This window comes from Bradyrhizobium hipponense, assembly GCF_008123965.1.
GTDB classification, from domain to species: Bacteria; Pseudomonadota; Alphaproteobacteria; order Rhizobiales; family Xanthobacteraceae; genus Bradyrhizobium; species Bradyrhizobium hipponense.
This window is the reverse complement of the sequence record NZ_VSTH01000048.1, coordinates 1-23,811: the sequence shown is the minus strand read 5'-3', so window position 1 is coordinate 23,811 and position 23,811 is coordinate 1. Positions and strand designations below refer to the sequence as shown.

Annotated in this window: 25 protein-coding genes and 1 tRNA gene; 9 read left to right on the top strand and 17 right to left on the bottom strand. The window is 65.3% G+C overall.

The window, feature by feature from the left end; genetic code table 11:
• Window positions 1-169: 169 nt before the first annotated feature.
• The 5 genes from FXV83_RS14825 to FXV83_RS14805 form a co-directional block, all read right to left on the bottom strand.
• Entirely contained in the window at window positions 170-1,813 is a 1,644-nt protein-coding gene (locus tag FXV83_RS14825) for a lysine--tRNA ligase (protein ID WP_148740126.1), read from the bottom strand.
• Between the two features lie 184 nt (window positions 1,814-1,997).
• Entirely contained in the window at window positions 1,998-2,933 is a 936-nt protein-coding gene (locus FXV83_RS14820) for a transporter substrate-binding domain-containing protein (protein WP_148740124.1), read from the bottom strand.
• A gap of 215 nt (window positions 2,934-3,148) precedes the next feature.
• The gene (locus FXV83_RS14815; RefSeq protein ID WP_148740122.1) at window positions 3,149-3,739 is read right to left on the bottom strand and encodes an SCO family protein; all 591 of its coding nucleotides are present in this window, start codon (window positions 3,737-3,739) and stop codon (window positions 3,149-3,151) included.
• Window positions 3,740-3,764: 25 nt separating this feature from the next.
• Window positions 3,765-3,959 carry a hypothetical protein gene (locus FXV83_RS14810; protein WP_148740120.1) on the bottom strand — a complete coding sequence of 65 codons (195 nt, stop codon included), beginning with the start codon at window positions 3,957-3,959 and terminating at the stop codon, window positions 3,765-3,767.
• Between the two features lie 107 nt (window positions 3,960-4,066).
• Window positions 4,067-4,588 carry a Clp protease/crotonase-like domain-containing protein gene (locus FXV83_RS14805; protein ID WP_148740118.1) on the bottom strand — a complete coding sequence of 174 codons (522 nt, stop codon included), beginning with the start codon at window positions 4,586-4,588 and terminating at the stop codon, window positions 4,067-4,069.
• Between the two features lie 263 nt (window positions 4,589-4,851).
• Between FXV83_RS14805 and FXV83_RS14800 the strand changes: the two genes are divergently transcribed.
• The 4 genes from FXV83_RS14800 to FXV83_RS14785 all read left to right on the top strand — a co-directional run bounded on the left by FXV83_RS14800 (window position 4,852) and on the right by FXV83_RS14785 (window position 8,509).
• Complete coding sequence (locus FXV83_RS14800; RefSeq protein ID WP_148740116.1) at window positions 4,852-6,513, top strand: FAD-binding dehydrogenase; 1,662 nt, start codon at window positions 4,852-4,854, stop codon at window positions 6,511-6,513.
• 11 nt (window positions 6,514-6,524) lie between these two features.
• The gene (locus FXV83_RS14795; protein WP_235939577.1) at window positions 6,525-7,430 is read left to right on the top strand and encodes a CE1 family esterase; all 906 of its coding nucleotides are present in this window, start codon (window positions 6,525-6,527) and stop codon (window positions 7,428-7,430) included.
• A 131-nt stretch (window positions 7,431-7,561) separates the two neighbouring features.
• Window positions 7,562-7,915 (top strand): RidA family protein, encoded by a 354-nt coding sequence (locus tag FXV83_RS14790; protein ID WP_148740113.1) that lies wholly within the window; start codon window positions 7,562-7,564, stop codon window positions 7,913-7,915.
• A gap of 228 nt (window positions 7,916-8,143) precedes the next feature.
• Complete coding sequence (locus tag FXV83_RS14785) at window positions 8,144-8,509, top strand: nuclear transport factor 2 family protein (RefSeq protein WP_187435910.1); 366 nt, start codon at window positions 8,144-8,146, stop codon at window positions 8,507-8,509.
• A 202-nt stretch (window positions 8,510-8,711) separates the two neighbouring features.
• Here FXV83_RS14785 and FXV83_RS14780 read toward each other — a convergent pair whose 3' ends face one another.
• The 11 genes from FXV83_RS14780 to FXV83_RS14730 all read right to left on the bottom strand — a co-directional run bounded on the left by FXV83_RS14780 (window position 8,712) and on the right by FXV83_RS14730 (window position 18,846).
• Window positions 8,712-9,557, bottom strand: a complete 846-nt coding sequence (locus FXV83_RS14780; RefSeq protein WP_148740109.1) for an amidohydrolase family protein — start codon at window positions 9,555-9,557, stop codon at window positions 8,712-8,714.
• Between the two features lie 3 nt (window positions 9,558-9,560).
• Window positions 9,561-10,538: an aldo/keto reductase gene (locus FXV83_RS14775; protein ID WP_148740107.1), complete on the bottom strand. Its 978-nt coding sequence runs from the start codon at window positions 10,536-10,538 to the stop codon at window positions 9,561-9,563.
• A 90-nt stretch (window positions 10,539-10,628) separates the two neighbouring features.
• Window positions 10,629-11,561 carry a sugar-binding protein gene (locus FXV83_RS14770; protein WP_148740105.1) on the bottom strand — a complete coding sequence of 311 codons (933 nt, stop codon included), beginning with the start codon at window positions 11,559-11,561 and terminating at the stop codon, window positions 10,629-10,631.
• Window positions 11,562-11,655: 94 nt separating this feature from the next.
• Window positions 11,656-12,726, bottom strand: coding sequence for an ABC transporter permease (locus FXV83_RS14765; RefSeq protein ID WP_187435909.1), 1,071 nt, complete (start codon window positions 12,724-12,726; stop codon window positions 11,656-11,658).
• Window positions 12,726-13,484 carry an ATP-binding cassette domain-containing protein gene (locus tag FXV83_RS14760; RefSeq protein WP_148740102.1) on the bottom strand — a complete coding sequence of 253 codons (759 nt, stop codon included), beginning with the start codon at window positions 13,482-13,484 and terminating at the stop codon, window positions 12,726-12,728. Before FXV83_RS14760 ends, FXV83_RS14765 begins: the two co-directional genes overlap by 1 nt.
• 13 nt (window positions 13,485-13,497) lie before the next feature.
• Window positions 13,498-14,820: a xylose isomerase gene (gene xylA, locus FXV83_RS14755; protein WP_148740100.1), complete on the bottom strand. Its 1,323-nt coding sequence runs from the start codon at window positions 14,818-14,820 to the stop codon at window positions 13,498-13,500.
• Window positions 14,821-16,275, bottom strand: coding sequence for a xylulokinase (gene xylB / locus FXV83_RS14750; RefSeq protein WP_148740098.1), 1,455 nt, complete (start codon window positions 16,273-16,275; stop codon window positions 14,821-14,823).
• A gap of 80 nt (window positions 16,276-16,355) precedes the next feature.
• Window positions 16,356-17,402: a LacI family DNA-binding transcriptional regulator gene (locus FXV83_RS14745; protein WP_148740096.1), complete on the bottom strand. Its 1,047-nt coding sequence runs from the start codon at window positions 17,400-17,402 to the stop codon at window positions 16,356-16,358.
• A 95-nt stretch (window positions 17,403-17,497) separates the two neighbouring features.
• Window positions 17,498-17,962, bottom strand: a complete 465-nt coding sequence (locus tag FXV83_RS14740; RefSeq protein ID WP_187435908.1) for a GNAT family N-acetyltransferase — start codon at window positions 17,960-17,962, stop codon at window positions 17,498-17,500.
• Window positions 17,963-17,972: 10 nt separating this feature from the next.
• Entirely contained in the window at window positions 17,973-18,554 is a 582-nt protein-coding gene (locus FXV83_RS14735; protein ID WP_148740093.1) for a helix-turn-helix domain-containing protein, read from the bottom strand.
• 218 nt (window positions 18,555-18,772) lie between these two features.
• Window positions 18,773-18,846: transfer RNA gene (locus tag FXV83_RS14730), tRNA-Gly, on the bottom strand.
• A gap of 175 nt (window positions 18,847-19,021) precedes the next feature.
• On the opposite strand from FXV83_RS14730, the gene FXV83_RS14725 reads away from it, so the two are divergent.
• From FXV83_RS14725 to FXV83_RS14700, 5 genes are all read left to right on the top strand, one after another.
• Entirely contained in the window at window positions 19,022-19,597 is a 576-nt protein-coding gene (locus tag FXV83_RS14725; protein ID WP_148740091.1) for a methylated-DNA--[protein]-cysteine S-methyltransferase, read from the top strand.
• 95 nt (window positions 19,598-19,692) lie between these two features.
• The gene (locus tag FXV83_RS14720) at window positions 19,693-20,532 is read left to right on the top strand and encodes a helix-turn-helix transcriptional regulator (RefSeq protein ID WP_148740129.1); all 840 of its coding nucleotides are present in this window, start codon (window positions 19,693-19,695) and stop codon (window positions 20,530-20,532) included.
• A gap of 54 nt (window positions 20,533-20,586) precedes the next feature.
• On the top strand, window positions 20,587-20,946 hold the full coding sequence (locus FXV83_RS14715; protein ID WP_187435907.1) for a VOC family protein: 360 nt from the start codon (window positions 20,587-20,589) through the stop codon (window positions 20,944-20,946).
• A 176-nt stretch (window positions 20,947-21,122) separates the two neighbouring features.
• On the top strand, window positions 21,123-21,524 hold the full coding sequence (locus tag FXV83_RS14705; RefSeq protein ID WP_148740085.1) for an SRPBCC family protein: 402 nt from the start codon (window positions 21,123-21,125) through the stop codon (window positions 21,522-21,524).
• 112 nt (window positions 21,525-21,636) lie between these two features.
• The gene (locus FXV83_RS14700) at window positions 21,637-22,122 is read left to right on the top strand and encodes a hypothetical protein (RefSeq protein WP_187435906.1); all 486 of its coding nucleotides are present in this window, start codon (window positions 21,637-21,639) and stop codon (window positions 22,120-22,122) included.
• Here FXV83_RS14700 and FXV83_RS14695 read toward each other — a convergent pair.
• Window positions 22,119-23,564 (bottom strand): MATE family efflux transporter, encoded by a 1,446-nt coding sequence (locus FXV83_RS14695; protein WP_148740081.1) that lies wholly within the window; start codon window positions 23,562-23,564, stop codon window positions 22,119-22,121. The two genes, FXV83_RS14700 and FXV83_RS14695, sit on opposite strands and share 4 nt — an antisense overlap.
• Window positions 23,565-23,811: the final 247 nt, after the last annotated feature.

Sequence of the window (23,811 nt, the reverse complement as noted above, 5' to 3'; positions counted from 1 at the left end):
GGACCCATAACCACAGGGAGAAGTTTGGCGGAGGATGAGAGTTACGCTTACTCCGGTACAAAGCCCGCCATTCCTCGATAGATCACGCGGTATGGGTCCCGGCCCCCCGTGCGCAAGTGCGCACTAGGCCGGGACGACGATGAGGAAACGTCGCGCTCATGCAGTGTGGTCACGCACTCCGTGCCAGCGCGCCGTCGATCATGTTGATCGCGTTCTGGATGCCGTAGACGGCGACGAAGGAGCCGAAGCGCGGGCCTTTTTCCTGGCCGAGCAGGACCTGGTAGAGCATGTTGAACCAGTCGAGCGTGACGCCGGGGCGGCCGTCCTTGCCCTTCTTGACAGGATCGAGGAACGGCTCGCGGCGGCCGATCTCGTAGACGACGTTCTGGATGTCTTCGGCGGAGGCGTCTTGCGGCAGCTGCGACAGCGCATCGCGCAGATCCTGCAATGCGGCGCGCTCGGTGTTGGTCGGTTCGCGGAACTGCTTGGTCGGCGCCACGAAGTCGCGATAATAGTTGATGGCATAGCCGACCATTGCGTCGAGCTTGGGATGCGTCTGCGGCGACACGCCGGGGCGGTAGCGGCCGATGAAGCCCCACAGCGTTTCGGCGTTCTCCGCATTCGACGACGACACCAGCGTCAGCAGCAGCTGGAAGGTGACGGGCATGTCGCCCTTCGGCGGATGGCCGCTGTGGATGTGCCAGACCGGATTGCCGAGCTGCTGCTTTCCATCCTGCTTGGCAAAGCCGTCGATGAACTGCTGGTAGTCGTCGACGTTGCGCGGGATGACGTCGAAATACAGCCGCTTCGCCGCCTTCGGCTCGCGGTACATGAACAGCGACAGCGATTCCGGCGATGCGTAGCGCAGCCATTCGTCGATGGTGAGGCCGTTGCCCTTCGACTTCGATATCTTCTGGCCCTTCTCGTCGAGAAAGAGCTCGTAATTGAAGCCTTCAGGCGGAGTGCCGCCGAGCGCCTTCGTGATCGCGCCCGACAGCTTCACGGAGTCGATGAGGTCCTTGCCGGCCATCTCGTAGTCGACGCCGAGCGCGACCCAGCGCATCGCCCAGTCGGCCTTCCACTGGCACTTGACGTTGCCGCCGGTGACGGGCGTTTCGACTTCCTGGTTGGTATCGGGATCGACATAGGTGATCGTGCCGGCGGCGACGTCGCGGCGGATCATCGGCACCTGGAGCACGATGCCGGAAGTCTTGCTGATCGGGAGGAACGGCGAATAGGTCGCGCGGCGGTCCGGCCCCAGCGTCGGCAGGATGATGGCCATGACCTGGTCGTAGGCGGCCAGCATCTTCAGCAGCGTCGCGTCGAAGCGGCCCGATTTGTAATAATCAGTCGAGCTCGCGAATTCGTAGTCGAAGCCGAAATGATCGAGGAAGGCGCGCAGGCGCGCGTTGTTGGCGGCGCCGAACGAGGGATGTTCGTTCGAGAACGGGTCCGGCACCGCGGTCAGCGGCTTGCCGAGATATTGCGCCAGCATGTCCTTGTTCGGCACGTTGTCCGGCACCTTGCGCAGGCCGTCCATGTCGTCGGAGAAGGCGAGCAGGCGCGTCTTGATCTTGTCTTCGGTCAGCACGCGGAAGGCGTGGCGCACCATCGAGGTGCGCGCGACCTCGCCGAAGGTGCCGATATGCGGCAGGCCCGAGGGGCCATAGCCGGTCTCGAACAGCACCTCGTCCTTGGGCGATTTTTTCAGGCGCGCGACAATGGCCTTCGCCTGCTCGAACGGCCAGGCGTTGGATTGTTCGGCGAGCGCACGCAGATCGCTCGGGCTTGCGGCGAGATCGATGACAGACATTAAGGGCCTCCGGGCCGCGGAAAATAGCGATTTCCCGGCAGAATGCAATTTTGTGGGGTGATGCCGCCGCACACACCGTCGTTGCGAGCGCAGCGAAGCAATCCAGAATCTTTCCGCAGAAGCACTCTGGATTGCTTCGTCGCAAGAGCTCCTCGCAATGACGGCGGAGGGAGCGGCGACCGACTCAGAACGGGCTCACCGAGAAATACCGCAGCCACAAATCCGTATAGCGGCCTTTTTCCCAGACGCGGAACATCGCCCAGTTCAGGGCCTGGCGCAGCACGTCATTGCCCTTGCGCACGGCGATGCCGATGCCCTCGCCAAAGAAGCGGCTCTCGACGAAGGGACCGCCGGAGAAGGCGCAGCAATCGCCGGAATCGGTGCCGTTGATCCAGAACGCCAGCGAGATCGCATCACCGAAGATGAAATCGACCTCGCCCTTGCGCAAAGCGCTGCGCATGGCGTCGTCGTTGGGATAGGGGTGGAGCTCGGCGTCGGTGAACATCGCCTTCAGATACGCCTCATGAGCCGAGCCCGCGATGGCGCCGACCTTCTTGCCTTCGAGGTATTCGGGGCGGATCTCCGGCATCACCGCATCCTTGCGCGAGGCGAAGCGCGCCGGCACACGGTAGTAGGGATCGGTGAAATCGACGCGGGCACGGAGCTGCGGGCTCACCGCCATCGAGGCGATGATGGCATCGCCCCGGTTGGAGGCGAGCGCGTCGACCAGCGTCTCGAAGCGGCGCATCTGCACCGTGCAGGTGACCTTGATCTCCTCGCACAGCGCGCGAGCGAAATCGACGTTGAATCCGGCCGGATTGCCATCGGCTCCGGTGTAGTTGAACGGCGGATAGTCGGTCTCGGTCAGGAAGCGGATCACAGTCAGGCGCGACAGGTCCGGCCGCTCGGGGCGCCGCCGCGGGTCCCAGAAGCCCGGCACCGCCTGGGGGGCGGCTTGAGGACCGACCCGCGGCGTGGCTTGAGGCGCAGCGGGCGCCGGCTTGGCCGGGATCTGGGCCTTCGCGCCGGGCAGACCTGCCAGCAAGCAAGCGCCAGCCGCCAGCCCCAACAGGACCCGGCGCACGATTTGGAGCGATTTTACCTGTCGCGATGCGGCCATCGGCGGGAAATGAACGGATTTCGTTGGGATCGGAGGGCCTTATAGACCATCCCGCCGGGAACGCGAGCGGGGATTGCGGCCGAAAGTTCCGGCCGTCCGTCATGCCCGGGCTTGTCCCGGGCATCCACGCACCTTCTCGCGTATCCCAAGAACGTGGATGGCCGGGACAAGCCCGGCCATGACGATGTGGAAGCTAGTGCGCCCGAAAGAAGTCCCTAAAGATACCGCTTCAACTCGGTCGCCGCCTCTTCGGGGCTCCGCTTCAGATTGAACGGCGAGACGAAGCGGCCAGCGCGGTCCATCAGATAGACCAGCGCGGTGTGATCCATGGTGTAGTCGCCGTCCTTGGTCGGGACCTTCTTGGCGTAGACCCGGTAGGACGTGATCACCTTGGCGGTCTCGGCGGGATCGCCGCTCAAGCCCTCAAGATGCGGGTCGAAGCTCGACAGATAATCCTTCATCGCGGCTTGCGTATCGCGCTCGGGATCGACCGAGATGAAGATGGCGTTGACCTTGTCGGCATCCTTGCCCATCGCGCGCAGCACTTCCGAGATCTCGAACAGCGAGGTCGGGCAGACGTCGGGGCAATGGGTGTAGCCGAAGAAGATCAGGGTCGGCTTGCCCTTGAGGTTCTGGTCGGTGACGACCTTGCCATTCTGGTCGGTGAGCTGGAACGGGCCGCCGATTGCCGCCGGCTGCGCCACCTTGCTCACCCCGCCCATGGCCCACAGCATGATCAGGAGCCCGACAAGGAGGCTTGCTGCGAAGGCGGTCGCAATCACCAGCGGGCGGGTGGCGGAGCTCATGAGCGGGGTGACTTCCTATCGCGGATCAGAAGCAGGCGGCAAAGCCGGCCCTGATCATTTCGAAGAACATTTGGGTGCCGTAGTGGAACCACAGCGCGAGCGCACCGGTCACGGCAAGCCCACCGATCACTGCACCGGCGAACAGCAGCACAGACGGCGTCCGGCCGGCAGTGGGCGAATTGTCCTGTAACGGATGGGCGGGGTGCAGTGGTTGAGCCATGACAACGATTGGGCCAAAAGCGCCCGTTCCCTGGCTCTCAAATAGGCATTGACCCGCCGACGGGCAAGCGCCGCGGGCGGGCCAAAGATCACGTCGCGCTGATAGGTTCAGTGCAGCAGCTGCCCGCGGGCCGACTCCAACTCTTCCGCTGGCTGAGCAGATCGGCGCAAAGGCCTGTTGGCCGAGGCCTGCGCGTCGAGGTAGCAGGGCTTGTACATGGCCTGGAGCTGCTTGCCGCGGAGGAAGAGCATGTGCGGGGTGAGGCCGCCGCGCTGCATGATCCAGCGTTTCACCTGCGACGGATACATCGCGTAGAGCATCTGGGTCGCTTCGGCATTGGTGACGGCCCGGCCGTTACTGGCGAAATCCCAGGCGGCGTGGAAGCCGAGCGTGGCGTGCGAGGTCACGCAGATGCGGTCGCGCGGGATGGCACCGAGGACGATGGTACAGGCGGATGCGCAGAGGCCGTCGATGATGACGGTGTCACCGGATTGCCGCAGGTCCTGGTACCGGTCGACATAAGTTCCAATCCGGCCGCCGCGGTCATCCGCGATCCGAACCACCGCGTGAGAAGCCCCCATGCTCGCGATCAGGAGGACCGCCGCGAGCAACCCCGTCAGAAACTTCATTGTCCCCCGCCCCAGTCGAGTTCGAATCTGCGTTCAGGTGGTGATGCGCTGCTAGCGTCGGTCGTAACCGTGGTTTTGTCTAGGCGCGCCGGCTCGCTCAAAACAAATTCAAGTCCAGTGTTGCGTCCGCGCTGCACTCGGCGGCGTTGGTCCCAAAGGCGTTGGGTCCCAAACTGGAACAAGTTAATGATGTCTTACGCGACAGCCCCTTGATCTCAGTTGCAGCCGCTGGCTTCAATCCGGACAACTACAGGGGGGAACTCATGACTGAGCAGGCAGCGGACGTCATCGTCGTCGGCGGCGGACTATCGGGCCTGGTGGCCGCGACCGAAATTGCCGATGCCGGCAAGCGCGTGATCGTGGTCGACCAGGAGGGCGAGCAGTCGCTCGGCGGCCAGGCATTCTGGTCGTTCGGCGGATTGTTCCTGGTCGATTCGCCGGAGCAGCGCCGGCTCGGCATCAAGGATTCCTTCGATCTTGCCATGCAGGACTGGCTCGGCACCGCCGGCTTCGACCGTGACGAGGATTTCTGGCCAAGGCAATGGGCGGAAGCCTATGTCGCGTTTGCCGCCGGCGAAAAGCGCGGCTGGCTGCGCGCGATGGGCCATCGCATCTTCCCCGTGGTCGGCTGGGCCGAGCGCGGCGGCTATGACGCGATGGGCCATGGCAATTCGGTGCCACGCTTTCACGTCACCTGGGGCACCGGCCCAGGCATCGTCGAGCCGTTCGAGCGCCGCGCGCGCGAAGCTGTCAAGAGCGGCCGGCTGACCTTCAAGTTCCGCCACCGCGTCGATGCGCTCTCCGTCACCAACGGAACGGTGGACGGCGTCAGCGGTGTCATTCTCGCAGCCGATCAGGTCGAACGCGGCAAGAGCTCTTCGCGCGACGTGGTCGGCGAGTTTGCGTTGAAAGCGCAGGCCGTGATCGTCGCCTCCGGCGGCATCGGCGGCAATCACGATCTGGTGCGGCAGAACTGGCCGAAGCGGCTCGGCGAGCCGCCGAAATTCATGATCTCCGGCGTGCCCGAACATGTCGACGGCCGCATGATCGGGATCACAGCGGCGACCGGCGCGCGGCTGATCAACCGCGACCGCATGTGGCATTATGTCGAGGGCATCCAGAACTGGTCGCCGATCTGGCCGCGCCACGGCATCCGCATCCTGCCGGGCCCATCCTCGATGTGGTTCGATGCGACCGGCACGCGGCTGCCGGCGCCGCTGTTTCCCGGCTCGGACACGCTCGGCCAGCTCCAATACATCATGTCGACCGGCTACGATTATTCCTGGTTCATCCTGACGCAGAGCATCATCAAGAAGGAATTCGCGCTGTCGGGCTCGGAACAGAATCCCGACCTCACCGACAAGAGCTGGCGCATGACCTTGCGCCGCGCCACCAACAAGGGCGCGCCGGCGCCGGTGGAGGCATTCAAGCGCCACGGTGCTGACTTCATCGTACGCGACAAGCTTGAGGATCTCGTTGCCGCGATGAACAAGCTCGCCGGCAACGACCTGCTCAGGCTTGACGAGGTGAGGATGCAAATCGAGGCGCGCGACCGCGAGATCGCCAACCCTTACGTCAAAGATGCGCAAGTGATGAACATCCACAATGCACGGCGCTACATCGGAGACAGACTGATCCGCACCGCCTCCCCGCACCGCATCCTCGATCCCGCGCACGGGCCGCTGATCGCAGTCAAGCTCAACATCCTCACCCGCAAGACGCTCGGCGGCTTCGAGACCGATCTCGACTCGCGCGTGTTCGGCGAGGAGGGCAAGGTCATCCCCGGGCTCTACGCGGTCGGTGAAGCCGCTGGCTTCGGCGGCGGCGGCGTGCACGGCTATCGCTCGCTGGAAGGCACCTTCCTCGGCGGCTGCCTGTTCTCGGGCCGCAATGCGGGCCGCGCCGCTGCGAAAGCGGCGGTCTAGTGCGGACTTGGATGCGCATTGCGGCGCTGGTTGCGGCATTGGCTGCCGCCCCGAGCGCATTCGCCGACACGATCGACGTCGGCGGCGTGAAGCGCTCTTACAGCGCGCAACTGCCGGCGAAAAAGCCGGCACCGCTCGTGATCGTGCTGCACGGCACGACCCAGCGCGGCGCCGATATGGTGGCGCGAACGGCATGGCCGCAGGTCGCAAAGCGCGAAGGCCTGGCCGTGGTGTTTCCGGACGGGCTCAACAATGCCTGGGCCGATGCCAGAACGAAGGCGGGACCTGCGCTGCGCGGACCGCCTCCCGGCACCGACGACATCGCGTTCATCGCCAAGCTCGTCGAGAAGCTGGTGGCCGACGGCACGGCCGATGCCAAGCGCGTCTACGTCACCGGCGTTTCCAATGGCGGCGCCATGGCGATGACGCTCGTTTGCGCCCGCGCCGATCTGTTCGCGGCCGGCGCGAGCGTGATCATGAATCTCACCGACGAAGCCGCCGTTACCTGCCATCCGTCGCGGCCGCTGCCGATGCTGCTCATGAACGGCACGGCCGACCCGCTGATCCCCTACGAGGGTGGACGCGGATCGAGCTACTATGCCGCAGACGGGTTCTGGTCGACCGAAGAGACGCTGGCGTTCTGGCGCAAGCTCAATGGCTGCGAGACTGATGACGCCGGCGCGACCGACCTGCCCGACAAGGCGCCCGCGGACCAGTCCACCGTCACGCGGATTTCCTCGCGCTGTCCCAGCGGGCACGACGTCGTGCTCTATCGCATCAACCATGGCGGCCACCGCATGCCCGGTTCCTCCCCGGATGCCCGTTTCCCGAAGATCGCGGCACGCCTGCTCGGGCCGCAGAACAACGACATCGACGGCGCCGAAACAATCTGGACGTTTTTCAGCCGGTTTCCGTAAAGGCTGCGCATGCGTGCCCGGCAACGCATGCGTGCCTGGCAACGCATGCGTGCCTGGCAACGCATGCGTGCCTGGGGTGGCACAGCGCAATGCACTGCGCTAGACAGGGCCGCCATTCACAGGAGATCCCAATGAGCATTCAGCGTCTTGAAACCGGTCCGCGCATGAGCCAGGTCGTCGTTCACGGCAACACCGTCTACCTCGCCGGTGTCGTCGCCAACAACGCCGCCGGCGAAAGCGTGACGAAGCAGACCCAGGATATCCTGGCGACGATCGACGGCCATCTCGCCAAGGCCGGCACCGACAAGTCCAAATTGCTCTCGGCGACCATCTACATCACCGACATGAAGACATTCCAGGAGATGAACGCCGTGTGGGACGCCTGGGTCTCGCCCGGCAACACCCCGGCGCGCGCCACCGTCGAAGCCAAGCTCGCGGCGCCGCAATACACCGTCGAGATCATGGTCGTCGCGGCGAAATCATAGCCGTGTAAGATTTACGCGCGCCTGAAGCGCGATGAAAGCATCATCGCGCTTCAGTTCTTTGTTGGCGCATGATCTCCGCGCAAACGCGTTCCGCGTTTGTCGCGAGAGAAAAACCGTTTCACACTTTTCCGGATCATGCGCATGACCTCCGAGGTAATCGATCGGCGCGCGCAAACCTTCGATAGTCAGGGACAGCCGAATAAGACGGCGCCATCGAAGGAGAACATCATGACCGACCACACCGCCATCGCCCGCCGCTATATCGATCTCTGGAACGAGCGCACGGCGAGCCGTCGCCGCGCGCTGCTCAGCGAGAACTGGACTGCGGATGCAAGCTACGTCGATCCCCTGATGCAGGGCGGCGGCCATGACGGCGTCGATGCAATGATCGCCGGCGTGCAGCAGCGCTTTCCCGAATTCAAGTTCAAGCTGATCGGCGAGCCCAACGGCTACGGCGACCACCTTCGTTTTTCGTGGGGGCTTGGTCCTGACGGTGTCGACAGCCCGATCAAAGGCACCGATTTCGCGGTGCTCAGGGACGGCCGCATCAAGAGCGTGACAGGATTTCTGGATCAGGTACCAGCCGGGGCGTGAGAAGCGAGCGCTGCCCGCTATTGTGCCCTCTCCCCTTGTGGGAGAGGGCTGCGACGCCGGTAGACACAGGCTCACTGGGGTGAGGGGTTCTCTCCGCGCATGAAGCTCGCAACTTGAACTCGTGGAGGGAACCCCTCATCCGGCGCTTCGCGCCACCTTCTCCCACAAGGGGAGAAGGAAGAGGAGAGCACGGCGACTTCAACTACCCGCGTAACCGATACGCCTGCTGCGCATTCACGCTGAATGCCTTTTCGCGAGCGTTCCGCCCGAGCTTCGCCAGGCACGCTTCCAGCGCGCGCTTGATCTCGCCGTAACTCCCCGCGAGCAAGCACACCGGCCAGTCGGAGCCGAAGATCAGCCGGTCCTCGCCGAAGCATTTCGCGGCGTGCTCGACGAACGGAAACAGCCGCTCCGCGTCCCAGTCGTTCCAAACCGCTTCCGTCGCGAGCCCTGAGATCTTGCACCAGACATTGCCGCAGGCGGCGAGCGCGGCGATGCGGTCGGCCCATTCCGCGCTCCAGCCATCGGCGATCGGCGGCTTGGCGGCGTGATCGAGCACGAAGCGCGCGTGCGGAAACGCCTGCGCGGTCGCGATCGCGGCGGGCAGCTCAGGGGTGCGGACCAGGAAATCGTAGGCGAGATCATGGGCGAACACTGCGGTGAGGCCACGCTGGACGTCCTCGCGCAACAGCCAATCAGGATCGGGCTCGTCGTGGACCTGGTGACGGATGCCGACCAGCTTGTTCCCGCCGGGAGAAGCACGCAGACGGTCCAGCGTTTCGCCAAGCCAACCGTCAGTCAGATCAACCCAACCGACGACGCCAACGACGAAAGGGCTGTCGCGCGCGATGCGTAAAAACTCCTCGGTCTCCTCCAGCGCGGAGCGGCACTGCACCACAATGCTGGCGTCGATGCCGTTCGCTTTCAAGAGCGGCGCGAGATCGGCGGGGGCGAAGGCGCGGCGGATCGGCGTCAGCTCAGGCGCGGCCATCCAGGGATAGTCGGCGTGCACGGGATCCCAGAAATGCTGATGAGCGTCGATGATCATGGCTTACGCTCCGCCCGGCAACGGGGCCCGCGCATCGACCAGCTTTCGCGCGCGCAGCTCCTGCCAGAAGGCCGGCGGCACCACGCTCTGCGACATCGCGATGTTGTCGGCCACTTCGGCAGCGTTGCGCGCGCCCAGCACGGCGACCGTCACCGCCGGATGGGCGATGCAGAACTGCAGCGCGGCAGCTTTCAGCTCGGTGCCGTGCTTGCGGCAGAGCTCGTCGAGCTCGCGCGCCCGCGCGATCAAATTCGCGTCCGCATCCTGATAGTTGAACTTCGCGCCGGCACTGGGATTGGCGAGGATGCCGCTGTTGTAGATGCCGCCGAGCAGGATACCGATGTTTTTCGTGGCGCAGACCGGAAACAGCGCATCCAACGCGCCCTGGTCGAGCAGGGTGTAGCGGCCGGCGAGCAAGAAGCAATCGACCGGCACGACCTCGGCGAACCGGACCAGCATCTCCGACTGGTTCATGCCGGCGCCGATCGCCTTCACCGTGCCGTCGGAACGCAGGCGCTGGAGTGCACGGAAGGCGCCTGCGACAGCGGCGTCATAGTGATCGTCCGGATCATGCACCAGGAGGACGTCGACGCGGTCGAGTCCGAGGCGCACCAGGCTCTCCTCCACCGACCGCATCACGCCGTCATGGCTGAAGTCGAACACCGGCCGCTCGCGCGGCGTGCCCTTGTAATGGTCATCCTCGGCCGCCGGGCCGTCCGGCGCGCGCAGCAGCCGGCCGACCTTGGTGGAGACGGCGTAGGAATCGCGGGGCTGTTGCCGCAGGAACGCGCCGAGCCGCCGCTCGGCCAGGCCAAAACCATAGAGCGGCGCGGTATCATAGAAACGGATTCCGGCCGACCAGGCCCGTTCGATCGTCGCTTCGGCGTCGGCATCGTTGACGGGGGCAAACAGTCCGCCGAGAGGTGCCGTGCCGAGACCGATTGATGTCACTTCAAACGTGCCGAGCCGCGACCGTTTCATTCCCATTCCTTCCAGCTTCCGATTCATCTCTCCCGCTTGCGAAATCCGCAAGCGGGAGAGGTAGGCAGGAGCGCGGGGCTGGCAGCGCTCCTACTTTAACAGTTGAGCGACGTTGTCCTTGGTCACCAGGTCGAGGCCGGTATAGATCACTTCCGGAACCTTTTGGCCCTTCTTGATCGCCAGCAAGGTGTCCATCGACTTCTCGCCCATTTCGAACGGACGCTGGCCGGTGAGCGCGTTGGAGTAACCGTCACGCAGCAGCTCGAGTTGCATCTTCAGCGTGTCGGCGACGACGAGCGTGAACTTGCCGGCATCGATATCCTTCTTGTTCTTGTTGACGAAGGCCTTGTAGCCTTCGGGCGCGAACATAGGCCACCCGCCGATCGGCACGATGGCGCCGAGATCCGGCGTCGCCGTGCGCAGGTCCGACATTTGCTGAATCGCAAGCGCGGAATCGTCGTTGCAGAAGGTCGGCGAACCCTGGACCTCGACCCACTTCGTGCCCTTCAGCGACTCACGGACGCCGTCGACGCGCTCGGCGAGGTTCTTGGCGCCGGGACCGCCGGAGACGATCGCATATTTGCCGCCTTCGGGCCTGAGCTGGGCCAATTGCTTGCCGAGCGCGAGACCGAAGTCCTTGTTGTTGGTGCCGATATAAGCGATGCGCTTGGAGCCCGGCGCATCCGCATCGAACGTGATCACCGGAATGCCGGCGGCGGTCGCTGCGTCGATCGACTTGGTCATCGCCGCGACGTCGGCAACCGAGATCGCGAGCCCATCCACCTTCTGGGTGATGAAGTCCTGGATGATCTGCGCCTGCGTCGCCGGCTCGTGTTCGATCGGCCCCTTATAGATGCACTCGACGTTGCCGAGTTCCTTGGCGCGCTTCAGGCAGCCATCACGCGCCACGTCGAAGAACGGGTTGTTCATCGCCTTGGGCACGACGGCGAACTTGTAGGTCTGCGCGAATGCCGGGGTTGCCATCATCGCGATGGTCACGCCGGCCAACAGAAGCTTCTTCATTGCTTTCCCTCCACACTTTGATGCCTATCCATTTGTGATGTGATGCTCCGGCAGGCGGATAGACGATCTTTCGTTGTCCTTCCGGAGTAACTCGTTAAGTCATGCGCGAGCGGATGCGGTCCACCAGCACGGCGAGGATGATGATCACGCCCACCAGCGTCTGCTGCCAGTAGGAGTTGACCTGCGCGAGCACGAGGCCATTGCGGATCACCTCCAGCAGCACGCAGCCGACGATGGCGCCCAACGGGCCGCCGAGCCCGCCCGCGAGGTTGGCGCCGCCGATGACCGCGGCGGCGATGACGTTGAGCTCGTAGGACGTCGCCATGTTCGCGGGCGCGGATCCCAGCCAGCCGGAGATGATGATGCCCTGGAGACCTGCCGCGAGCGCGCAGATTACATAGACCTCGATCTTCACCCGCACGACGGGGATGCCAGTCAATTCCGCCGCCTTCTCGTTACCGCCGAGCGCGAAGACGTGGCGGCCGAAACTCGTGTGATGCAGCACGACTGCCATCACAACCGCGAGTATCACCAGATAGATGAAGGGCGCGGGCACGCCGAGCACATCGCCTGAGGTCAGCGCGTAGAAATAATCGGCGTCGGGGCCGCCCGGAAAGCTGCCACGGCCGTTCGAGACGACATAGGCGAGCCCACGCACGATCGAGAGCATGCCGAGCGTGGTGACGAAGGGCGACAACCCGAGCATCGCAATGCAGAAGCCGTTGACGAGCCCGACGATGAACGCGGTGCACAGCCCCGCAAGCACCGAGATCAGAAGGATCAATCCGGGCACATTGGCGACGACCGTCTTGCCATCGGCGGCCAAATGGACGAAGTGCGATCCCGGCGCCGACAGCTCGACCATGACCATGGAGGTGATCATCGCGGAAAAACACATCATCGAGCCGACGGAGAGATCAATACCGCCGGTGATGATGACGAAAGTGATTCCGAGCGTGGCAATGGCGATGAAAGAAAAGTTCTTCGCCACGTTCTGCATATTGCCCTGGGTGAAGAAATACGGGCTGGCGAAATGCATCACGATCATCAGCACCACGAGCGCCAGCAGGACGTAGCCGGTCTGCGACGCGAAGATGCCGCGCTGCCACCATCTGATGCGGCCGATATTGGTGAAGCTGATCGGATTTTCCAGGGGCAAGGTCATCACGCAGCCTCCTTCGCGCCGGTGATGAGGGCCGTGACCTCTTCAGGGGATGTGTCATGGATCGCCTTGTCCGCCCGCTTCTCGCCGCGGCGCATTACGACGACACGGTCGCAGACGGCAAACACGTCGGGCATGCGGTGCGAGATCAGCATGACGGCAACGCCCTGCTCCTTCAGGCGGTGGATCAGGCTAAGCACCTGCTCGACCTGGCGCACCGAGATCGCCGCCGTCGGCTCGTCCATCATCACGAGCTTTGCGTTGGAAAGCCGCGTCCGCGCGATCGCGACGGCCTGACGCTGGCCGCCCGACATCTGCTTGACCAGATCATCCGGCCGCGTCTCCGATCGCAATTCGCCGAACAGCTTCAGCGCGCGCGACGCCATCGCCTTGTGATCGAGCAGCGCGATCGGCCCGAACTTGCGCGTGAGCTCGCGGCCCAGGAACACGTTGGCCGCAGCCGTGAGGTTATCGGCGAGCGCGAGATCCTGATAGACAACCTCGATCCCGACCGCGCGGGCATCGATGGGCCGGTAGAAATGGACCGCGTTGCCATCGAAACGGACCTCGCCATGGGTGGGGCGAAAATTTCCGGCGATGATCTTCACCAGCGTCGACTTGCCGGCGCCGTTGTCGCCCATCAGACCGACCACTTCGCCGGGGTGCACGTGCATGTCGACGCCGTGCAGCGCGCGGATCGCGCCGAACTCCTTGCCGATGCCGGTTAGTTCCAGGACCGGGGTTGCTCCAGTACTTGCCATCAGCGGCCCTTCCTCAGACATAGCGGTTGACCAGGGATTCCAGATATTCCTGCCGGCCCGAGCGCGGCTGCGGATCGAAGCCCGGGCTGAGCGCGCGGTCGGCGAGATCGGCAAGCGAACGTTGCCCGCCGAGAATGGCGCGGCCTTCAGGGCCCGCCCATCCGCCATAGCGCTCGGCGAGCGGCGCGGTGAGGGCGCCGGCATCGAGCATGTCGGCCGCGGCAAGGAAGGCGCGCGCGCAGGCGTCCATCGAGCCGACATGGGCGTGGATCAAATCATCGGGGTCGATCGACTGCCGCCGGATCTTGGCGTCGAAATTGAGCCCGCCCGAGGTGAAGCCGCCGCGATTCAGGAGCTCGTGGAATACCAACGCGAGCTCGGGCACATTCATCGCGAACTGGTCGGTGTCCCAGCCGAGCAGGTCGTCGCCGCGGTTGATGTCGAGCGAGCCGAAGATTCCGAGCGCCTCGGCGAGCGCGACCTCGTGATGGAAGGAGTGGCCGGCAAGGATGGCGTGGTTCTGCTCGATGTTGAGCTTGACGTCGTTCAGCAGATCGTAGCGCTCAAGGAAGCCGTAGCAGGTGGCGACGTCGAAGTCGTATTGATGCTTGGTCGGTTCCTTCGGCTTGGGCTCGATCAGGATCGGGCCGTTGAAGCCGATCTTGTGCTTATGCTCGACCACCAGCGCGACGAAGCGGCCGAGCTGGTCGAGCTCGCGCTTGAGATCGGTGTTGAGCAAGGTCTCATAGCCTTCGCGACCGCCCCACATCACGTAGTTCTGACCACCGAGCCGGTGCGTCACCTCCAGCGCGGCGCGGACCTGGCCGGCGGCATAGGCGAAGACGTCGGGATCCGGATTGGTCGCGGCGCCCGCCATGTAGCGGCGATGCGTGAACAGATTTGCGGTGCCCCAGAGCAGTCGTACTTTGCTTTGCGCCATCTTCTGTTCGAACAGATCGGCAATCGCGTTGAGGTTGGCGACAGACTCGGCGAGCGAGGCGCCTTCCGGCGCCGCGTCGACGTCGTGGAAGGTAAAGAAGGGCACATCGAGCAGGCGGAACAGCTCGAAGGCGATGTCGGCCTTCGCCCGCGCCGTCGCCATCGGATCGGTGCCGTGATGCCAGGGTCGCAAGAATGTCTCCCCGCCGAACGGATCGCCGCCGGGCCAGCACAGCGAATGCCAATAGCAGACCGCAAAGCGCAAATGATCCTCGAGCCGCCGGCCACGCACGATACGGTCCTTGTCGTACCAGCGGAAGGCGAGCGGGCTCTTGGCATCCTTGCCGCCGAAGGCGACAGGTTGGGTTGCATCGAAGAATTTGGCTGGCGCGTTCACTTAAATCGGCTCCTTCAACGCGGGGTAGAGATTGCGCCAACGGCGATAGGCATCGTCGTAGGCGGAGGTGACGGACGCGCGCGGCGCGAAACTTGCGAGCCGCCGCGGACGAACACAGACCTCTGCCGGGTCTTCGCCGGTCGCAGCGATACGGCCGAGTCGGGCTGCGCCGAGCGCCGCCCCCACCTCGCCTTCCTCGACGCGGTGGACGGGAATGCCGAGCACGTCGGCACAGATCTGCGCCCATAGCGGCGAGCGCGAGCCGCCGCCGACCAGATCGACCTCGGCAATCGGCCCGCGCGCTGCGCTCAGCGCCGCCAGATTGTCGCGCGCGGCGAAGGCGACGCCTTCGAGCACGGCCTGAACCATCTGGCCGCGCCCGGTCGCGCCGCGCAAGCCGACGAAGGCGCCGCTGGCGGCGGCGTCGTTGTGCGGCGTGCGCTCGCCGTCGAGATACGGCAGGAACTTGACCGGACTGGGTCCGTCGACGCGCTCGCCGAGCGGCGCCAGCAGCGCGGCGGCCGGCGCCTCCATCACGCCCGCGAGCCAGGCGAGCGAGGCCGCCGCCGACAGCATCACGCCCATCTGATGCCAGAGGCCGGGCAGCGCATGACAGAACGCATGCACGGCCGAGGCCGGCGCCGGTACGAAGCGATCGGTGACGCGGAACACCACGCCGGACGTTCCCAGCGACAGGAACGCATCGCCCGGTGCGATCGCGCCGAGCCCGATCGCGCTCGCCGCGCAATCGCCCGCGCCGCCCGCGACCACGACATCCTTCGCCATGCCCCAGCGCTGGGCGAATTCTGGCGCGAGCATTGCGCTGGCCGCGCTGCCCTCGACGAGGCGCGGCATGTGATGCAGATCGAGCCCGGTGGCATGCAGCAGCAGCGCCGACCAGCGGCGCTGGCCGACGTCGAGCCACAGCGTGCCTGCGGCGTCAGACATGTCCTCGACCATCTCGCCGGTCAGGCGGTAGCGGACATAGGCCTTGGGCAACAGCACCTTTGCGACGCGCTCGAAGATGTCGGGCTCGTGACGGGCCACCCACAACAGCTTTGGCGCAGTGAAGCCCGGCATCGCGAGATTGCCGGCGATCGCATGCAGCGACGGACAACGCCGTTCGAGCCGGTCGCATTCGGCCTGCGAGCGGCCGTCATTCCACAGAATGGCCGGGCGCAGCGGACGACCGTCCTCGCCGAGCAGCGTCGCGCCATGCATCTGGCCGGACAGCCCGATGCCGCGCACCTGCGCGACCTCGCGCGGATGATGGGCTGCAAGATCATCGACAGCGCCGATCGCCGCATCGACCCAGGCGTCGGGATCCTGCTCGGACCACAGCGGCGCTGGATGCGACAGCGCCAGCTCGCGCGCCGCCGTCGCGACAATCGCGCCGGCTTCGCTCACGAGCACCGCTTTCACACCGGACGTGCCGATGTCCATTCCGAGAAACACGCCTCGTCCTCCCATGCTGGCCCGGTTGGCGATCTCCGTCGCCTGTTCCGCGGGCCGTCCTCACCAATCCATGCTGCCGCCTAGGGCAGATTGTCCCGCATCACGATATCGATCCTGATCTTCTCCTGTTCGCGCAGGATCGGCTCGCCGCGCGCAAGCGCCAGCAGCACGCGCACGGCGGCGCGCGCTTCGTGCCCCGGATTCTGCGAGATCGCGGCATCCATCACACCCTGCAACAACAGCCGGCGCGTCAACGCCGTGACGTCGTGTCCGACGAACACCACCTGCTTGTCGCGGCCGGCATCGCCCAACGCTTTGGCGACGCCTTGCGTGCCGGCGCCGACGTTATAAAGGCCGACAATGTCAGCATGCTTGCCGAACATCCGCGCCAAAACCTGTTCCGAGCGATCGTCCTCGTCGCGCCCCTCCAGCACCGGCAGCACGCTAAGCTCGGGAAACTCCGAGGCCATCACCTGGGTGAAGCCGAAGATGCGCTCGGCGTGGTCGCGCAGGCCCTGCGAGCCGGCGAGGATCGCGACCTTGCCGGAGCTTTGGCCGGCCAGCCGCCCGACCAGCGCACCTGCAGTGCGGCCAGCCGCGATGTTGTCGATGCCGACATAATGGTGGCGGCGCGACGAGGGCACGTCCGAGACCAGCGTCACCACCTTGGTGCCGGCATCGACCAGATCGTTGATCGCAGCGCGAACGCCCGGATGGTCCAGCGCCACCACCGCGACGCCGTCATAGTCTCCGGCCAGTGCCTCCAGCGACGCGGCAAGCACGGACGGGTCGAACACGTCGGTCGCGATCATCTCGACGCCGAGGCGGCGGGCCGCAAGCCAGCCCGCCATCTCGCCGAGATAGGCCTCGATCTGCTGCATGAACGGGTTCGGCCCCGACGGCATCACGAAGGCGAAGCGGCGGGCGCGGCCGCGGGCAAGCTCGGCGGCGGCGACATGCGGCTGGAAGGCGTTGCGCGCGATCGCCTCCTGGACCCGCCGCATCGTGTCCGGCCTCACGCCGGGGCGGTTGTGCAGGACGCGGTCGACCGTCGCCAGGCTGACACCGGCCTGGCGGGCGATGTCCTTCAGCGTCAGCGCGGCGGCGGTGAGAGTGTCCTCGGCCATCCCTGAAGGCTAGCAGAGGTTTTCTGAGGTACGCAACTCATTTTGAGGGAAGCGCCGGAATTTCGAGTTGCGAGTGTCTTGGGCGCCGGCCGCGCTCAGCCGTCGCTCAGGTCGAGCGTCAGGAACAGGCTGTTGGGATCCTCGACATAGCCCTCGATCGGACCACACGGGACAAAGCCGTGCGCGCGGTAGAGCACGTGCGCCGGCTTGAAATAGTCCCATGAGCCGGTCTCCAGGCTGAGGCGAGTCATGCCGCGCGCTCGGGCTTCCGCGATGATGTGGCGCAGCATCCGTCCGCCAAAGCCGCGCTGGCGTGCGGCCTGGACCGTGTGCATCGACTTCACCTCGCCATGATCGACCGAGAGCGCCTTCAGCGCGCCGGTGGCGACCAGCATCTCGCCGTCCCAGCCGGTCCAGAACGCGACATCCGCGGCGCGCAGCCCTGCGAGGTCGAGCGCATGGTCGCTGCCCGGCGCGGTCTGTGCCCGCGCGGCCGCGACGTGATGGTCGAGCAACGCGATCACGCGCGGATCATAGGTATCGCCGGTGCGGATCTGCATCGTCAGGGTCTCACATCTTTCCGTAAGAGGTGCCGCGCCGCGTGATGATGACGTAGCGCGCGTCCTGCCTGGTTTCGTTCTCGAAGGTCACCGCGCGCATCACGTCGAAATCCAGACAGTCGCCCTCGCGCAGGCGAACCGCCTTGGCGTCGATGTGCACGGCGATCGCACCTTCCAGCATCAGGAGCTGCTGGGTGAAGGCGTTGCGGCCCCAGGGGCTGTAAGGCACCCGCGCACCGGCCGGCAGATCGACGACGATGACCTCGATGCCGCTCGCCGCATCCGTCGGCGAGGCGTGGCGCCGGCGGTAGCCGCTGTCGGGATCGCGCCAGTGCGGCTGGTCGGCGAGCCGCACCAGCCGCTCCGGTGGTTTTTCGGCGAGTGCCACCACGTCGCTCAGCGACACGTCGAGCGCGGCGCAAAGCTTATTGAGCAGCGACGCCGTCGCACTGCTCTGCGCCCGCTCCACCCGCCCGATCATCGCCCGGCTCACGCCCGAGCGCGCCGCGAGTTCGTTCAGCGTCATGCCGGCCTGCGTCCTCACAGTCTTCAATCGGCGACCGATCGCGCGGTCGAGCTTTTGCTGGTCCATTTTCTTGCAGGTCCTAGCCTTCATCCGAACATCGGCGGCGACCAGACCGCAGATTAGCGCGGGCGGACGCGAACGCCGGGAGCGAGAGGCTAATATATTGGAATCTTTGCGCGGCATGCGACCGAGAACATCGGTTCTCCGCTGAAGCTTCGAAGGACATCCTGTTTGGCGCTGGCGAAATATCAAAGTCCTGCGAAGCGCCTCGGCGCGAAGCAGGATGGAGCGGGCGAAGGGAATCGAACCCTCGTATGCAGCTTGGGAAGCTGCCGTTCTACCATTGAACTACGCCCGCGTTGCGCTAGTCACCAGCGCCAGTCCTGATTAGCCGAGACGGCGCCTGCCGCCAAGCGCTTTGGCGCGCCCGGCCGGACGCTTGTTAATGTCTCGTCAAGATTCCAGGTGCGCGGGATTGTGGCGGTGTTATGATCTCGGGTCTGGGGAAAGCGTGCATTGAGTGGGGCGTGTGCATGGTGGGGCGTGCCTATGCGATATTCGACACGGCCATAGGCCGCTGCGGCATCGTCTGGAGCAATTCCGGCGTGGTGGCCGTGCAATTGCCGGAGGCGCGGGAGATCGACACCCGCCGCCGGATTTTCCAGGTCCATCCCGAGGCGCGCGAACAGCGGCTGTGCGAGAATGCCGAGCTTGCGATCGAGGGCATCGCAGCCCTGCTGCAAGGCAGCGATCCCGATTTTTCCGAGGTCAGCCTGGATGCCGGCAGCGTGCCTGCCTTCAACCGGCGCGTCTATGAGTTCGCCTGCACCATCCCGCGCGGGGAGACGCGCACCTACCACGCGATCGCCAAGGCGTTAGGGGCTTCGGGCGCGGCGCATTCGGTGGCGCAGGCGATCGCGAAAAATCCCTACATGCTGATCGTGCCCTGCCACCGGGTGCTGGAGGCCGGCAATTACGCCGACCGGCTCTCGCCCTATGGCGGGGTGATCTCCAAGCGGCGGCTGCTGGCGCTGGAGGGCGCCCAGCCTGTCGCCAGCAAGACGCTGTTCGAGGTACTGCTGCCGGTTGCCCCTCCCAGGCCGAGTTAAGGCGCGATTTTGATCGCCCCTTAACTCGTTTTTTTGGGCATGATCTTGTCGGAAAACCGCTACACACTTTTCCGGATCATGCCTACATAGGCGTGATGGATGCAACCACGCTGCTGACGACGCGCACGATGACGGTCTCCGAGTTTCGCTGCGATGCGGGACCGGGCGACAAGCCTTTTGCCGAGTCCCGCACCGGCCATTCCATCGCCTATGTCCGCTCCGGCAGCTTTGGCTGCCATTGCCGCGCCGGGTTCTTCGAGCTGGTGGCGGGCTCTGTGCTGGTCGGCGCGCCCGGCGACGAATACACCTGCACCCATGAGCATGTCAGCGGCGACGTCTGCCTGGCGTTCTCCCTCGGCGAGGATCTCGTCGACGCGCTCGGCGGACGCCGCGAGGTCTGGCAGGTCGGCGCGACGCCGCCGCTGCCGGAACTGATGGTGCTGGGAGAGCTGGCGCAAGCGGCGGCAGATGGCAACAGCGACATCGGCCTCGACGAGGTCGGCCAGATTTTTGCGGGCCGCTTTGTCGATGCCGTTTCCGGCAAGACGCGCAAGCAGGTCCGGCCTTCGGCGCGCGACCGCCGCCGCGCCGTGGAAGCCGCACTTTGGATCGACGAGAACTCGCACGGCGAGGTCGACCTCGAGCAGGCCGCGCAGCGGGCGGATCTCAGTCCGTTCCATTTCCTGCGGCTGTTCTCGGCCGTGCTCGGCGTCACCCCGCATCAATATCTGGTGCGGTCGCGGCTGCGGCATGCGGCGCGCCTGCTGACGGACGATGACATCGCGGTTACCGACATCGCCTACGACGTCGGCTTCGGCGATCTCTCCAACTTCGTCCGAACCTTCCATCGCGCCGCCGGCGTATCGCCGACCAAGTTCCGGCAGGCCTCGCGGGGGATGCGCAAGATTCTCCAAGAGCAGCTCGCCCTCAACTGACTAAGTTCGTCTCCGGCGCGCGCCACCACGCCGCGCTTTGCAATGGAGATGATCATGTACGACCACATCGGACTGCGCGTTGCAGACCTCGACGCCGCCACGCGCTTTTACACCGCGGTGCTCGCTCCGCTCGGCTACGTCCTGTGCTCGAGCGGCGACGGCTATGCCGGGTTGGGGCCGAAGGACGCGCCGGCGCTGTGGCTGCATCTGAACAAGGGCCGCAAGGCCGACGGCGCCCACATCGCATTCCGCGCCAAGGACCATGATGCGGTCAAGGCGTTCTACAGCGAAGGACTGAAGAGCGGCGGCCGCGACAATGGCGGCGCCGGACCGCGCAAGGATTACAGCCCGACATACTATGCGGCGTTTCTGATCGATCCGGACGGCAACAATGTCGAGGCGGTTTGCACGTGAGCTGCATCCACTAGCTCCGTCATTGCGAGGAGCCCGCGACAAAATTGCGAAGCAATTTTGCGCTGATGCGACGAAGCAATCCAGACTGCCGCCGCCGAAAGACTCTGGATTGCTTCGCTCCGCTCGCAATGACGGCGTTTGCGGCAATCACCAACCCGATCAAGGACACCTCCCCAATGGCCTCCATCCACAACGACATTCCCCTCAATGCGTCCGCGCGCGACGTCTGGAACGCGGTGCGTGATTTCGGCGCGCTGCATCAGCGGCTGGTGCCGGGTTTCGTCACCGCCTGCACCCTCGACGGCGATGCGCGCATCGTCACGTTCGCCAACGGCTCGGTGGCGCGCGAGCTGCTGGTCGATTGCGACGACGCACGGCAGCGCCTGGTCTATGCGATCAACAACGAGCGGCTGACGCACTACAGCGCATCGGTGCAGGTGATCGCCGAAAGCGACGGCAAGTGTCGCCTCGTCTGGATCATCGACATGCTGCCGAACGAGCTTGCGCCCTATGTGCAAGCCCAGACCGAGGACGCCGTCATCGCCATGCACAAGGCGTTTCCACCTGCAGCGGCCTGATCCGCTCTGTGACTTTTCCCACAGAGCCCTGCCCTCGCCAGCCGTAACCATGGCCGCGTGCGTCCGGTTGGCTCCGCTCTCCCAGCGGCGCCACGCACGCGAGGAGCATGCCATGAGAGGTGCGGACAAGGTGATCTGCCAGGCGGCCGCCGTGCTGCTGCTGTTTTCCGTCGCGAGTACGCCGGCCAAGGCGCAGTTCGCGGGCTTCGGCGGCGGCGGAGGTGCCGGCGGCGAGGACATGATGACCCAGATGGCGCCGATGCTGGAGATGATGAAGGCGAAGATGGGCAAGCGCCGCTTCGCCATGCTGATGCAGACCATGGGTCCGATGATGAGCCGCATGATGGAGAATGGCGGCGGCGGGCTTGGTGGCATGATGGGCGGCGGCAATTTCGGCGGCGGCTTCGGCGCGCCCAATTACGGCGGCTCCATGCCGATGGGCAGTGGCGGCTATATGCCGACCGGCATGGGCGGCGGTGACATCATGGGCATGCTGGGTGGTTCCGGCGGCGGCGACATGATGGCGATGATCCCGCAACTGATGCGGCTCGCCAATGGCGGCGGCGGCGGCGGCCATCGCCGCCACAGGCATCGCTAGTCGGCCATCGTCGACAGCGCTGGCCGGATCGCAGGCTTGCTCTCGCGCGGAGCCCAGCGCGTCAGCACCACGCTGGCGCTCGAGAGCAGGCCGAGCACGACCATCGAGCTCGCAGCCAGCCAAAAGAAGCTTTGTGCGGTGGCGTCGTGCGTTGATAGGCACCAGCCGCAGGCGGTGATGTAAATCAGCCGCGCCGTCTGCGCCAGCACCGGCCCGATCACCTTTGCCGCGGCCTGCGATGAGAAATACATCGTGGTTGCAAGGCCGAAGAAGGCGTAGAACGGCGCGACCGTCGACAGGTATTGGTGACTTGTGGCGCGCACGGTGGCGCTGTCGGTGAAGATGTTGACCCAGAGATCTGGGAACAGCGCGACAAGGCACGCCGGGGTGCCGACGGCCACGAAGGCGGCGGCGCTCGCGATCCACGCGATGCGCCGGGCGCGCGCGATGCGGCCGGCGCCGATCGCCATACCCACCATAGGCACCGAGGCGATGCCGAACGAGAATGCGATCGAGGTCAGCCGGAATTCGAGCCGCGCGCCGATGCCGTAACCGGCGAGGATCGCAGTGCCGAATTTTGCCAGCATGTGGGTGAAGATCGAGATCGTCAGCACCGATTGCAGCGGTGAAAAGCAGGCGACGGCGCCGACCTTGAGGATGTCGAAGAACATCGCCCATTGCACGCGCAAGCCGCGCAGCTTCGGCACGACGCGCGCACGGCCCGAGAACAGGTACCAGCCCATCACGCAGATGTTCATGGAATAGGCGATCAACGCGCCGGCGGCGACGCCGCGCATGCCGAGCTGCGGCACCGGCCCGAGCCCGAGACCCAGCGTGCCACCGAGCGCGATCTGCCAGACCGCGGAGTTGAGGATCAACAATGACGGCAGCTTCATGTTGCCGGTGCCGCGCAGCACGCCCGCCATGGTGTTGAGCAGCCAGGGCAGCACAGCACCGCCAAAAAACACCTGCGTGTAGGCGATCGCATGCGTCAACACATCGCCGCGGCCGCCGAGCATTTCCAGAACCTGCGGGCCGAAGATCAGCATGCCCAGCATGAAGATGAGCCCGAAGGCGATGCCGATCAGCATCGCGTGGGCAGCGAGCGTTCCGGCGCGTTCGCGATCGCCGGCGCCGATGGCGCGCGCGATGGCCGAGGCCACCGCGCCGCCCACGGCACCGCCGGACATCGTCATGGTCAGGATCACGGTCGGAAACACCAGCGCCATCGCGGCCAGCGCTTCCACACCAAGACGTCCGATATAGGAGGTTTCCGCGATCACCACGCAGGTGCCGGCCGACATCGCGATGACGTTCGGCCAGGCGAGCCCAAGCAGCGTGCGCAGGATCGGGCCGTCCGTCAGCGCACTCTTCACGGGGCGCGGGGACGGCGGCAACGGACGCTCTTGCTCATCGACCGGGATTTCGGCGATGTCGGACATTTCCTCTCCCGGGCACGGATCGCCGACATGCGGCGGGCAATGACTAGGTGTGCCAATTGTTTTCTTCGCGCAAAAGGCGCGTTGCGAGGCTTGTTAGCACGGCACGCCCCGATTCCTCCTGCGTCCGGCGCAGGCGTGCCCCGCGGCAGCGATGGGATGCGGCCTCTCCCCCGCGTGAGGCAGGCAATCGCATATGGATTTCGCATATGGATTTCACGAGAATTGTCCGCGGGCTTGCTCCGCCTCT

What these genes read in the sequence shown, in the direction of transcription:
- FXV83_RS14820 (WP_148740124.1), bottom strand. Translation starts at nt 2,933, where the DNA reads ATGGCCGCATCGCGACAGGTAAAATCGCTCCAAATCGTGCGCCGGGTC.
- FXV83_RS14785 (WP_187435910.1), top strand. Translation starts at nt 8,144, where the DNA reads ATGACCGACCACACCGCCATCGCCCGCCGCTATATCGATCTCTGGAAC.
- FXV83_RS14815 (WP_148740122.1), bottom strand. Translation starts at nt 3,739, where the DNA reads ATGAGCTCCGCCACCCGCCCGCTGGTGATTGCGACCGCCTTCGCAGCA.
- FXV83_RS14780 (WP_148740109.1), bottom strand. Translation starts at nt 9,557, where the DNA reads ATGATCATCGACGCTCATCAGCATTTCTGGGATCCCGTGCACGCCGAC.
- FXV83_RS14720 (WP_148740129.1), top strand. Translation starts at nt 19,693, where the DNA reads ATGGATGCAACCACGCTGCTGACGACGCGCACGATGACGGTCTCCGAG.
- FXV83_RS14795 (WP_235939577.1), top strand. Translation starts at nt 6,525, where the DNA reads ATGCGCATTGCGGCGCTGGTTGCGGCATTGGCTGCCGCCCCGAGCGCA.
- FXV83_RS14810 (WP_148740120.1), bottom strand. Translation starts at nt 3,959, where the DNA reads ATGGCTCAACCACTGCACCCCGCCCATCCGTTACAGGACAATTCGCCC.
- FXV83_RS14825 (WP_148740126.1), bottom strand. Translation starts at nt 1,813, where the DNA reads ATGTCTGTCATCGATCTCGCCGCAAGCCCGAGCGATCTGCGTGCGCTC.
- FXV83_RS14790 (WP_148740113.1), top strand. Translation starts at nt 7,562, where the DNA reads ATGAGCATTCAGCGTCTTGAAACCGGTCCGCGCATGAGCCAGGTCGTC.
- FXV83_RS14760 (WP_148740102.1), bottom strand. Translation starts at nt 13,484, where the DNA reads ATGGCAAGTACTGGAGCAACCCCGGTCCTGGAACTAACCGGCATCGGC.
- FXV83_RS14775 (WP_148740107.1), bottom strand. Translation starts at nt 10,538, where the DNA reads ATGAAACGGTCGCGGCTCGGCACGTTTGAAGTGACATCAATCGGTCTC.
- FXV83_RS14695 (WP_148740081.1), bottom strand. Translation starts at nt 23,564, where the DNA reads ATGTCCGACATCGCCGAAATCCCGGTCGATGAGCAAGAGCGTCCGTTG.
- FXV83_RS14705 (WP_148740085.1), top strand. Translation starts at nt 21,123, where the DNA reads ATGGCCTCCATCCACAACGACATTCCCCTCAATGCGTCCGCGCGCGAC.
- FXV83_RS14735 (WP_148740093.1), bottom strand. Translation starts at nt 18,554, where the DNA reads ATGGACCAGCAAAAGCTCGACCGCGCGATCGGTCGCCGATTGAAGACT.
- FXV83_RS14715 (WP_187435907.1), top strand. Translation starts at nt 20,587, where the DNA reads ATGTACGACCACATCGGACTGCGCGTTGCAGACCTCGACGCCGCCACG.
- FXV83_RS14725 (WP_148740091.1), top strand. Translation starts at nt 19,022, where the DNA reads ATGGTGGGGCGTGCCTATGCGATATTCGACACGGCCATAGGCCGCTGC.
- FXV83_RS14770 (WP_148740105.1), bottom strand. Translation starts at nt 11,561, where the DNA reads ATGAAGAAGCTTCTGTTGGCCGGCGTGACCATCGCGATGATGGCAACC.
- FXV83_RS14700 (WP_187435906.1), top strand. Translation starts at nt 21,637, where the DNA reads ATGAGAGGTGCGGACAAGGTGATCTGCCAGGCGGCCGCCGTGCTGCTG.
- FXV83_RS14800 (WP_148740116.1), top strand. Translation starts at nt 4,852, where the DNA reads ATGACTGAGCAGGCAGCGGACGTCATCGTCGTCGGCGGCGGACTATCG.
- FXV83_RS14765 (WP_187435909.1), bottom strand. Translation starts at nt 12,726, where the DNA reads ATGACCTTGCCCCTGGAAAATCCGATCAGCTTCACCAATATCGGCCGC.
- FXV83_RS14805 (WP_148740118.1), bottom strand. Translation starts at nt 4,588, where the DNA reads ATGAAGTTTCTGACGGGGTTGCTCGCGGCGGTCCTCCTGATCGCGAGC.
- FXV83_RS14745 (WP_148740096.1), bottom strand. Translation starts at nt 17,402, where the DNA reads ATGGCCGAGGACACTCTCACCGCCGCCGCGCTGACGCTGAAGGACATC.
- FXV83_RS14740 (WP_187435908.1), bottom strand. Translation starts at nt 17,962, where the DNA reads ATGCAGATCCGCACCGGCGATACCTATGATCCGCGCGTGATCGCGTTG.